5 protein-coding genes are annotated in these 5847 nt (G+C 65.1%); all 5 read right to left on the reverse strand.

Going from position 1 to position 5847, the window contains the following annotated elements; genetic code table 11:
• Positions 1-30: 30 nt before the first annotated feature.
• Complete coding sequence (locus ACQR0W_RS23865; RefSeq protein ID WP_316170919.1) at positions 31-384, reverse strand: hypothetical protein; 354 nt, start codon at positions 382-384, stop codon at positions 31-33.
• Between the two features lie 197 nt (positions 385-581).
• A complete protein-coding gene (locus tag ACQR0W_RS23870; protein ID WP_315827783.1) occupies positions 582-1913 on the reverse strand; it encodes a lysine N(6)-hydroxylase/L-ornithine N(5)-oxygenase family protein in 1332 nt (443 codons plus the stop codon).
• A gap of 18 nt (positions 1914-1931) precedes the next feature.
• Positions 1932-2993 carry a GNAT family N-acetyltransferase gene (locus ACQR0W_RS23875; RefSeq protein WP_410051247.1) on the reverse strand — a complete coding sequence of 354 codons (1062 nt, stop codon included), beginning with the start codon at positions 2991-2993 and terminating at the stop codon, positions 1932-1934.
• A gap of 133 nt (positions 2994-3126) precedes the next feature.
• Positions 3127-4860, reverse strand: a complete 1734-nt coding sequence (locus ACQR0W_RS23880) for a cyclic peptide export ABC transporter (RefSeq protein WP_316187156.1) — start codon at positions 4858-4860, stop codon at positions 3127-3129.
• Positions 4857-5840, reverse strand: a complete 984-nt coding sequence (locus ACQR0W_RS23885) for an alpha/beta hydrolase (RefSeq protein ID WP_316164880.1) — start codon at positions 5838-5840, stop codon at positions 4857-4859. Before ACQR0W_RS23885 ends, ACQR0W_RS23880 begins: the two co-directional genes overlap by 4 nt.
• Positions 5841-5847 lie beyond the last annotated feature (7 nt).

Genomic DNA, 5847 nt, shown 5'->3' on the forward strand with positions numbered 1-5847 from the left:
GGCCTCGCCGCGCTGCAGAGCCCGAGCAACTCAACTGCCTCGGCCCGGCTCCCTCGGGATCGTCTTGGCGTTCAGTCGCCGCGATCGTACCGTCACCCGGGAGCGACGAATGCGCCGCTTCCGGAATTCCAATCCGCACATGACGATATCGATGCTTTCATTCGGGTGCCGCACGCGGCGCCCGTGGAACGCGAGCCATTTCTCGACCTGCCGCACGACCACGCGGCCGAGGTCCAGCCGCCGCACCAGCTCTTCACGCGTATGCAGCGAGGCGATGTCGACGATGTAGTCGAGCCGCTCCGACATGGTCCGGCCGACGAGCCGCGCGTACTCACTCGATACCAGCAAGGTTACGACCCGCTCAGGCAGATGCGGCTCACCCATTTCCAATCCTGCACTCCACCGTGCCCACCGGCCGACCCGAAAGGTCGGCAATCCGGCAAATGCAGGCACGGCGCCCCCCGATGACAATTCGACCGTGACACGCCAGGGACGGCCCGGTCGCCGCGACGATATCCTTTCGCCTCATTCCACGACGCCGCGCGCGGCGCGCTCATCGTCGCTCTGCACTCGACTTTCCATCACGAGTACACGCGCTCCGCCCGGTCGTGAGACGGCGCTGCATCCTGGTCTCTCCCCGTTGTCGACACGAGCGACTTCGTGATCTCCTGAGCCCGCATCGGCAACACCGAGAGCAGCGTGTCGCTCAGGCCGTGCGAGGTTTCGGCGCAGCCTTGGACATAGACTTGTGGACAAAACGCCGGGCTTGTCTGCAGACGATAGTCGCGATCGAGCGACGCCGACTCGATGTAGCGGCTGATCGGATCGAGACACGCCGGGACCGGAGATCGCTCGTAGCCGGTGGCGAGCACGACGGCATCGTACACTGCCCGGCGGCGGACCTCCTCGTCCTTGTTGACGAACTCGAGCTCCATCCCCTCCGGGACGGCATGAGCTGCGACGATCTCGCTGCGCGGATGGAGCGTCAGCTTCCGAGCCCCGGCGACACGCTGTTGGTACGTCATCCGGTAGAGCTGATCGAGCAGGTCGGGGTCGACCACCGCATAATTGGTATTGCGGAAGCTGCGGACGATTTTATCGCGCTGGCTGTCGGACCGCGAATGGAAATAATCGGTGTAGTCCGGGTTGAAGATCTCGTTCACGAACGGGCTGCTATCGGCCGGCTTGAGGGCGTGCCCGCGGAAGACCAGATCGATGTGGGCGTCGGGAAACCGTTCGCTGAGATCGAGCGTGACTTCAGCCGCACTTTGCCCGCCGCCGACGACCGCCACCCGCGGCGACCGGCCGTCCGATCCTGCCGCAAGCAACGAGCCGAGATAGCCGCTGGTGTGCACGACGCGCGGATCCATCGCGATCGCTCGAAATACCGACGGGATGTGCGGCACGCCGCCGACGGCGGCCACGAGGTGCCGCGTGACGCGTGACCGTTCTTTCCCGTCAGCCATGCGCGTGAGCACGCGAAGCGCGGTGACGGACTGGCCGGCGTGCACGGGCTCGACAGCCTCGACCGTCTCTCCATACGCAACCATGCCGCTGAACTGACCGGCGACCCAACGGAGGTAGTCGTTGAACTCGATCCGGCTCGGATAGAACGTCTTGCAGTTGGTGAAGTCGAGCAGCCGCCCGGATTTGTGCAGGTAGTTGACGAAGGTGAACGGACTGGTCGGATCGCGAAGCGATACGAGGTCCTTGAGGAAGGAGATCTGCATGTTGCTGCCGGGCAGCAGCATGCCGCCATGCCACTTGAAGTCCTGTTGCTTCTCCAGGAACAGGGACCGGCATTTCAAGCGCTGCTGTCTCGCGCAATCGTCGAGCGCGATCGCCAGTGCGAGGTTCGATGGCCCGAAGCCAATGCCGACGACATCATAGTCAGGGGCAGGATGATACGACATGGTGATGCTCCGTCCGCGCTAGGCTTCTGTGGGTGCTTCATTGATCGCCGGCTGCCACAGCCGGTCGCCGAAGAAGCGCTCGCGCAGCAACATGACCAGGGTTGCCCGCTTGTGTGGGAAATCGAAGTTCTTGAGCCGGGCAAACCCAGCCAGATCCAGGTTGCGCAGCTGCTGCGAATGCGCCGCCGCCGGCTCGCCGACGATGCGCTCGGTGCGGCAATCGTCGAGGAACATGTAGTGCATGAGCGAGGGAAGCCAGGCCGTGATGAAGCGGCGGCCCCGGAAGCCGTCCTCGCCAACGATCACGTGCCAGCCGCGATCATAGTCCGCCGCATCGTAGAACGGCGCGATGCGATTTTCCTTCGCCCAATAGAGCTCGAAATAGCCGAACGGCTGATCACCGAAGGAGCCGATCAGCGGCACCATGTGCGGGTCCGACATGATCCGCGACAGATACTGTCGGTGCTTGTCGATATCCCCCGCTTCGTTCCAGAACGAGTCCACCCGCGGATCGTTGAGCCAGCGGTGGACCAGCGGGAGATCGTGAGCGATGTCGACGACGCGAAAACTGACGACGTCGGACAGCCAGGGAATGAAGCGGGCGTAGACGGTGCCGACCGGCTTGGGCGGCCGCCGCGGATGGCGCCTGCCGTCGGTCATCGCGTAGGACAGTGGAAACGCCGGGCGTGCGGCGTCCGTCAGCCAGTTCTCGCGAAGCTGCATCACCATGTCCGGATACAACGCCAGCCTGCCGTCGGTCACGACCGCAACGCCGTCTTTCGCCAAGGCCGATGCTGCCGCCGGTTTGTCGTCAAGCGTGATGACGAGCCTCTCGAGCGACGGCGCCCAGCCGAAGACCGCTTCGGCCATTGCCGCCACTCCGCGCGACACCCGGCGCCAATCATCGATCCCGTCGTGCACGATCAGACGCGTCAGTTCGCCATCCGGCCGAAGCGACAGCAATGGCGCGCCGTCCGCGATCACCCGGAGCCCGTCATCGTCGCGAACGACCGACATTGTCGCATCGGTTGCGACGGGGAATGTCCGGACACTACCCCTAGCGCTCGCAGTCGCGCTCATGCGAACTCCCTCCCTCTCATTGATCTGCACGGGCGCCATCTCAGTCCACTCCCGCTCGGGATGTAGATCGGCCGGCACGAAGAAGACAACAAAGTCTGTAGCGCTGTCTTTAGATTAACTACAAAGATGCGGCTCACGGATTCGATGCTCCAAGCGACGGAGCGGGCTCCTGCATAACGGTCGTGAGCGTGCGTTGCCTTTGTGCCGGCTCGCGGCGTTCAGCGGCGTCGCTGGCGTCAATCCGACCGTCGCGCAGGCGAACGATCCGATCGGCGCACTGGAAGTAGCGATCGTCGTGTGAGATCACGATGATCGTCTTGCCCAGACGTTTTAGGTCGGCGAGCAGCTCGGTGTAGAAGATTTGACGGAACGCCGGGTCCTGATCGGCCGCCCATTCGTCGAACACCAGCACCGGCCGTCCCTCGATCCAGGCATTGATCAGGGCGAGCCGCTTGCGCTGGCCCGTCGACAGGTCGGTGGTGGAGAATGCGCCGCCATCGATCGAGACCTTGTGGGCGAGCTCGAGACGGTCGAGATAGCGCTGCGCGAGCTCCGGCCGCTGACTGCTCTGCTGCGCCAAGGTGTCGAACAGGAAATAGTCCGAGAATATTGTGGTGAAGAGCTGCCGATAATCGTCGCGGGTCTCGTTGACGACCGGGCTGCCGTCGCGCAGCAGCACGCCGCGGTCGGGCACATAGAGTCCGAGCAGCAGCTTGATCAGCGTCGTCTTGCCGCTGCCGTTTTCACCGACGATGAAGACGATCTCGCCGCGGCGAATGCGAAGGTCGATCGGTCCGATGGTGAAGGGGCGCTCGGACGACAGCGCGGGGAAGGCGTAGGAGACGCCGCGCAGTTCGATCGATTCGATCTGGTCGGCGGTTCCATCCTGCGGATCATCGAGCAGTTCCGCCTCTGCGGCGGTGAAACGGTCCGACAGCTCGGCGATCCGGCGCATCGCGACCTGCGCGCGGCCGAGCGACGGCAGCATGCCGATCAACTGGTCGATCGGTCCGCGCATGAACAGCAGCACCAGAACGAAGCCGCTGGACACCGAGGCCGGGCTGTCGGGCCACAGCAGTGGACGCAGCACCAGAGCGGTCCCGATCACCAGGAACAGGAGAACCGTCCCGAGCGCACGCGCCGTCACGAGCAGATTGATGGCCTTGATCTGCACGTTGCCGATCCGGTCGACCGTCCGCCCGATCAGATCGACATGGACGTGGTGCCGGCGCGGGCGATGCAGGCGCAACTCCTTGGCGCCTTCGGAGATCGCGCGGTAATGCTTCTGCAGGTCGTCTTCGTATTGGCGCGCGAGAGTGAAGCCCATCATTCCGCGCTTGCGGGCGAGATAATGGACGAACGACCCGAGCGCGATCAAGGCTGCCGTGACCAGGAACAGCGGCCACGATAGCACCGCCAAGTAGATCAGGCAGCCGGCGACGATGACGCCCGACACCAGGAAGGCCGGAAAGAAGAACGCGAAATCGCTGATGGCGTCGACATCCTTGGTCAAGACCGGGATGAGGCGGTGCGACCGATAGGATTCGAGCTGGTCGATCGGCGCCATCAGTATCTTGGCGGCCAGCGACTTGCGCAACGAGGCCACGATCCGCTGGCCGACGACATTCGCGCTGATGTCAGAGCCGACCGACCCGATCACGATCAGAATGCAGAGACCCGCGAACGAGGCGACGAGGCCACCGACGTCGCCTGCCCCTGCGTAGAGGCCGCGGTTCACCACGGCGAGCAGGCCCGCAACGCTGGCGCCGCCGAGGAGACCGAGCAGAATGGCTGCGGCGAGCAGCAGCCAATAGGGCCGCAGCAGGCTTCCGACGCTGGCAACGCCTGGATTGGATGGCGTCATCATGGATTGCCGGCTCCCATTCGCGTGGCGAAGACAGCGGCGAGCTTGGCGCCGATGTCGGCGCGGGCGTGCAAAGCGTCCGGAACCACGTTGCCCATGCGCAGGAACTCGTGGATCATGCCGGGATAGACCTTCAGATCCACGGCGGCGCCGGCCGCGCGCAAGCGTGCGGCATAGGCCCTTCCCTCGTCCGCCAGCGGATCGAACTCGGGGAGCACGATCAGCGCGGGCGCGACGCGCGTGAGATCGGACGCGGCCAGCGGCGCAAATCGCCAGTCGTGGCGATCGGCGTCATGGCGGAGATAGTGGTCGAAGAACCAGTCCACGGTCTCGCGCTCAAGCAGATAACCCGAACCATATTTCTCGTAGGAGTCCGAGACCTGCTGCGGGCTGAGCCCGGGATAGGCGAGGACCTGAAGGACAGGCTGCGGTAAGGCCCGGTCGTCGCGCGCGGCGATCGCCAGCGCCGCGGCCAGCGTGCCCCCCGCACTGTCGCCGCCGATCGCGACCCGCCGCGGGTCGAGGCCAAGTGCAGGCCCCTCGCGCCCGATCCAGGCGAGGGCATCGACGCAGTCCTCGAATGCCGTCGGAAAGCGGTGCTCCGGCGCCAGCCGGTAGGCGATCGACAGCACTGCCGCGCCGCTGTCATCGGCAAGGCCCCGGCACAACGGCTGGTGCGAGTCGAGGCTGCCGACGACGAAGCCGCCGCCATGCATGTAGAGCAGCACGGGCATCGGATCGGCGACGTCCAACGGCCGCGCTGCATAGAGGCGCCCGGCAATCTCCGTCGCGTCGCGCATCGGCAGCGCAAGCTGCCTCTCGAAGGCGAGCGGCGGCGGATCGACATCCAGCAGCGGCGAGGAGGCGTCGAAATCGGCACGCGCCTGCGCTGGCGTCAGTTGCGGAAACGGAATGCGCGCGCCCGATTCCGTTCCGAGCTGGATCATCTCGAGCAGTGCCGCGATATCAGGATGAAGGCCCATGGTCACC

The sequence above is a fragment of the Bradyrhizobium sp. HKCCYLRH1034 genome, from assembly GCF_051168375.1.
Lineage (GTDB): Bacteria > Pseudomonadota > Alphaproteobacteria > Rhizobiales > Xanthobacteraceae > Bradyrhizobium.